The organism is uncultured Streptococcus sp. (assembly GCF_938036805.1).
Classification (GTDB): domain Bacteria; phylum Bacillota; class Bacilli; order Lactobacillales; family Streptococcaceae; genus Streptococcus.
The window spans coordinates 1-4,763 of sequence record NZ_CALHWC010000209.1; the positions used below are offsets into that span (position 1 = coordinate 1).

The following is a 4,763-nucleotide window of genomic DNA, read 5'->3' on the forward strand; positions in this document are numbered from 1 at the left end:
ATGGATATTAGACAAGTTACAGAAACCATTGCCATGATTGAGGAGCAGAATTTTGATATTCGGACTATCACCATGGGCATTTCTCTCTTGGACTGTATTGACTCGGATATTGAGCGGGCAGCGGACAAGGTGTACCAAAAAATTACGAACAAAGCGAAGGACCTGGTGGCAGTTGGAAATGAGATTGCAGCTGAGCTGGGGATTCCCATTGTCAACAAGCGGGTCTCCGTAACTCCGATTTCTCTGATTGGGGCAGCTACGGATGCTACGGACTATCTGCCTCTGGCTCATGCTCTGGATCGGGCAGCAAAAGAAATCGGTGTGGACTTTATCGGTGGCTTCTCTGCCTTGGTGCAAAAGGGTTATCAAAAAGGGGACGAAATCCTCATTAATTCCATTCCGCGGGCTTTGGCTGAGACGGACAAGGTCTGTTCTTCTGTCAATATCGGTTCAACCAAGACTGGCATCAACATGACGGCAGTTGCGGATATGGGGCGGATTATCAAGGAAACGGCCCAGCTTTCTGACATGGGTGCGGCCAAGCTAGTCGTCTTTGCCAATGCGGTAGAGGACAATCCTTTCATGGCGGGCGCTTTTCATGGTGTCGGTGAAGCAGATGTGGTCATCAATGTCGGTGTTTCTGGGCCTGGTGTTGTCAAACGAGCCTTGGAAAAGGTCCGTGGTGAGAGCTTTGACGTGGTGGCTGAAACGGTCAAGAAAACGGCCTTCAAAATCACTCGTATCGGTCAGTTGGTCGGTCAGATGGCCAGCGAGCGTCTGGGCGTCAAGTTCGGGATTGTTGATTTGAGTCTGGCTCCAACGCCCGCTGTCGGCGATTCAGTGGCTCGTGTCTTGGAAGAAATGGGCTTGGAAACAGTTGGCACTCATGGTACGACAGCGGCGCTTGCCCTTCTTAATGACCAAGTCAAAAAAGGCGGTGTTATGGCCTGCAATCAGGTTGGTGGTCTGTCTGGTGCTTTCATTCCTGTGTCAGAAGACGAGGGTATGATTGCGGCTGTGCAAAATGGCTCGCTCAATTTAGAAAAGCTAGAAGCTATGACAGCTATCTGCTCGGTAGGCTTGGATATGATTGCCATTCCAGAGGCGACGCCGGCTGAAACCATCGCAGCCATGATTGCGGATGAAGCAGCGATTGGTGTCATTAATCAAAAGACGACAGCTGTGCGGATTATTCCAAAGGGTAAGGAAGGCGATATGATCGAATTTGGTGGGCTCTTGGGAACAGCGCCGGTTATGAAAGTCAATCAGGCTTCGTCAGCTGCCTTTATCGCGCGGGGCGGTCAGATTCCTGCGCCAATTCACAGTTTCAAAAACTAAGTAATGGGGGTCTGTCTAAACAGCCCCTTTCCCTCTGTCTTGCTCAGTCAAGTGCGAGACAAATAAGCCACTCCTTATCCGAGTGGCCTTAATTAAAAAGGAGACATTCATGGCAAAAACAAAATTATACATCATCCGGCATGGTAAAACTATGTTTAACACAATTGGTCGAGCTCAGGGTTGGTCGGACACTCCCTTAACTGAAGAAGGCGAACGTGGTATCCGTGAACTAGGGATTGGGCTAAGAGAGTCTGGCTTGGAATTTACCCAGGCTTTCTCGAGCGACTCTGGTCGAACCATTCAGACCATGGGGATTATCCTAGAAGAGCTGGATTTGGTAGGGAAGATTCCTTATAAGTTTGACAAGCGTATTCGAGAGTGGTGCTTCGGGAGCTTTGACGGGGCTTATGGTGGCGATCTTTTCCGTGGAGTGATTCCAAGGGTACGTGATACTGACAATTATAAAGATCTGACTTTCCCAGAATTGGCGGACGGCTTGGTTGAAGTAGATACGGCTGGCTGGGCTGAGCCATGGGAGCAACTCAGTGGGCGGATTTTAGCTGGATTTACAGCTATTGCCAAAGAAGTGGAGGACGCTGGTGGAGGCAATGCTTTGGTTGTCAGCCATAGTATGACCATCGGGACTTTTGCTTATCTGATTGATAAAGCCATTAGCAAAAATCCTGAGGTTGACAACGGTAGTGTGACAGTTGTTGAATATGAAAAAGGGCAATTTACGATTCAGATCTTGGGAGATGTGTCCTATCGTGAAGTTGGTGCCAAAATTTTGGACGCTGAAATAAACAGTTAAAAGAAAGCATGGCAATAATTGAGCTTTCTTGAGCTGTCTTCTTTCAATCTTAGAAACTGCTTTTTTTCAGAAACGTGATATAATGAGAGGAGAATAAGGGGGAAGTGTATGGCAAAAACAAGATTATACCTCATCCGGCATGGCAAAACGATGTTTAATACAATCGGACGAGCTCAAGGCTGGAGTGATAGTCCATTGACGGCAGAAGGCGAACGTGGCATCCATGAACTAGGAATAGGTTTGCGAAAAGCGGGTATTGATTTTAAACTAGCTAGATCCAGTGATTCAGGTCGAACCATTCAGACCATGGGAATTATTCTGGAAGAGCTGGGCTTGACTGGAAAGATTCCTTATAGGTTTGACAAGCGCATTCGAGAGTGGTGTTTTGGTAGCTTTGATGGTGGCTATGATGGTGAGCTTTTTATGGGAGTCATGCCTAGGGTCTTTAATATCGACCATGTGCATCAACTCAGCTATGCCGAGCTGGCAGAAGGTTTAGTAGAAGTCGACACGGCTGGCTGGGCTGAAAATTGGGAAAAACTCAGTGGCCGAATTTGGCAAGGCTTCTCAGAGATTGCTGAGGAGTTGGAGGCTGCAGGTGGTGGCAATGCTTTGGTGGTTAGTCATGGCATGACCATCGGAACCTTTGTCTACCTGATTAATCGCATGCAACCTCATGGTCTAGGTAATGGTAGTGTGACCATCGTAGACTATGAAGATGGTCAATTTTCAGTTGTTTCCATCGGTGATATGTCCTATCGTGAAGTTGGAGCGAAAGAGCTGGAGGACAAGTCTTGAGACGAGGTCGCCACGAAAGAAGGAAAAGACTCTCTCTGTTTCGACTAATAAATAGGCTCTTATTTCTAGGGATTGGTATCAGTTTGCTGTTTGCTCTATTGCGAGTGCAAGATATGGATGAAGACTTCTTAACTTTTATTAGTCGTGGTTTGGGAGTCTGGACCTCTGACTTGCCCAAGGTGTCAGTTGATGATTGGGAGTTGACTTTAATCAATCGTAGCCATTTACAGGAAGAGTCTCATCCTAAGTTGACCCAAATCGATGATATTCAGGTAGATAGTCGGATTGCTGAAAATACTAGACAATTTTTGGCTGCAGCTCGGGCCATTGCGCCAGAGGAAACTTTGATTTCGGGCTATCGTAGCCGAGCTGAGCAGACAGAGCTATATGAAGAAGCCCTAGCTTTGGCCGAAGAAGAAGGCCTGTCTCGGCAAGAAGCGGAGCAAGAAGTGCAAAAGCGGATCCAGCTGCCAGGTGCCAGTGAGCATCAGACAGGCTTGGCGATTGATATGAGCGAGCCAGAAGGTCAGAATGATGAGGTAGCAAATAAGATTGCGGAAATTGCCCCTAAATACGGCTTTATTCTGCGCTATCCTGAAGGGAAAAGCGATATTACTGGTGTGAATTTTGAAAATTGGCACTATCGTTATGTTGGCCTAGAGTCGGCCCAATATATGCAAAAACATCATCTGGTCTTGGAGGAATACCTAGCTCTTTTGAAAGAGTCGGATTGGTAAATTGTTACAATCCATTGATAGACAAAAAATCAGCTGCTCGAGTGGGCAAGCTGATTTTTAAATTTCAGGGTTTAAACAATACCTTGTGCAATCATAGCATTGGCTACGTTTTCAAAAGCAGCGATATTGGCACCTGCAAGGTAGTCAGTACCAAGCCCGTATGTTTCAGCAGTTGTTTTAGCTGTGTTGAAGATGTTAGTCATGATGTCTTTGAGACGGCCGTCAACTTCTTCACGAGTCCATGAGAGGCGAAGGCTGTTTTGGCTCATTTCAAGGGCAGATACAGCTACACCACCAGCGTTGGCAGCTTTGGCAGGTCCGTAAAGGATTCCGTTTTCTTTGTAAACTTTGATGGCATCAAGGTCGCTTGGCATGTTGGCACCTTCAGACACACAGATAACGCCTTGAGCAACCAAACGTTTAGCAGCTTCACCGTTGATTTCATTTTGAGTCGCACATGGAAGGGCGATATCGTAGTTACCAGCGTAAGTCCATACAGAACCTTCATGATAAGTAGCAGTTGCTTTCTCAGCTGCATATTCAGTCAAACGAGCGCGACGTTTTTCTTTAACATCAACCAAAAGATCAAAGTCGATACCATTTTCATCAATAACATAACCATTTGAGTCTGATACAGAGATAACAGTAGCACCGAGTTCAGTCGCTTTTTGAAGAGCGTATTGAGCTACGTTACCAGAACCTGAAATTACCACTTTCTTACCAGCAAAGCTGTTGCCGTTAGCTTTGAGCATTTCTTCGGTGTAGTAAACCAAACCATAACCAGTTGCTTCTGGACGGATCAAGCTACCACCAAATCCAAGAGGTTTACCAGTCAAGACACCCGCATCAAATTGGTTAAGACGTTTGTATTGACCGTAAAGGTAACCAATTTCACGTCCGCCGACACCGATATCACCAGCTGGGACGTCAAGTGATGGTCCGATGTATTTTTGCAATTCAGTCATGAAGCTTTGGCAGAAGCGCATGACTTCAGCATCAGTCTTCCCTTTAGGATCAAAGTCTGATCCCCCTTTACCTCCACCGATTGGAAGTCCAGTCAAGACGTTTTTAAAGATTTG

General features: G+C 46.5%; 5 protein-coding genes. 4 read left to right on the forward strand and 1 reads right to left on the reverse strand.

The window, feature by feature from the left end; translation table 11 throughout:
- The 4 genes from Q0191_RS09090 to Q0191_RS09105 form a co-directional block, all read left to right on the forward strand.
- Positions 1-1,338 (forward strand): PFL family protein (locus Q0191_RS09090; RefSeq protein WP_297665817.1); only part of this gene is annotated, 1,338 nt, incomplete at its 5' end.
- 109 nt (positions 1,339-1,447) lie between these two features.
- Entirely contained in the window at positions 1,448-2,149 is a 702-nt protein-coding gene (locus Q0191_RS09095) for a histidine phosphatase family protein (protein WP_297665819.1), read from the forward strand.
- A 108-nt stretch (positions 2,150-2,257) separates the two neighbouring features.
- Complete coding sequence (locus tag Q0191_RS09100) at positions 2,258-2,947, forward strand: histidine phosphatase family protein (RefSeq protein WP_045498873.1); 690 nt, start codon at positions 2,258-2,260, stop codon at positions 2,945-2,947.
- Positions 2,944-3,684 (forward strand): M15 family metallopeptidase, encoded by a 741-nt coding sequence (locus Q0191_RS09105; protein WP_297665825.1) that lies wholly within the window; start codon positions 2,944-2,946, stop codon positions 3,682-3,684. Before Q0191_RS09100 ends, Q0191_RS09105 begins: the two co-directional genes overlap by 4 nt.
- A 71-nt stretch (positions 3,685-3,755) precedes the next feature.
- Here Q0191_RS09105 and gdhA read toward each other — a convergent pair.
- Positions 3,756-4,763 (reverse strand): NADP-specific glutamate dehydrogenase (gene gdhA / locus Q0191_RS09110; protein WP_297665827.1); only part of this gene is annotated, 1,008 nt, incomplete at its 5' end.